General features: G+C 31.9%; 1 pseudogene. It reads right to left on the bottom strand.

Annotation, left to right across the window (positions count from 1 at the left end):
* Positions 1-226: pseudogene (locus UNSWCS_RS12235) on the bottom strand (methyl-accepting chemotaxis protein); the annotation flags it as partial.

Here is a 226-nt window from a genome sequence, read left to right as displayed (position 1 = left end):
TGATACTGATTGATTAACAGCAGTAGCATCTTGATTGGCAGTGTCTTGTATCTTTTTGATGTTTTCGTTGATGAGTTCTGCCATAACACCGAATTCATCTTTAGTTTTTACTTCTGTGATAACTGGCTCTTTGATCTCATAGTTTAGGAATTTAAAGAATGATGTTAAAGACTCTGATATATTTGAAAGAGGTTTTAAATATCTACCAACAACAAAGATCAAAAGT

Origin of the sequence: Campylobacter concisus UNSWCS (genome assembly GCF_000466685.1) — a bacterium.
Classification (GTDB): domain Bacteria; phylum Campylobacterota; class Campylobacteria; order Campylobacterales; family Campylobacteraceae; genus Campylobacter_A; species Campylobacter_A concisus_A.
The sequence above is the reverse complement of the archived record's forward strand: the minus strand, read 5'-3'. Positions and strand labels throughout refer to the sequence as shown.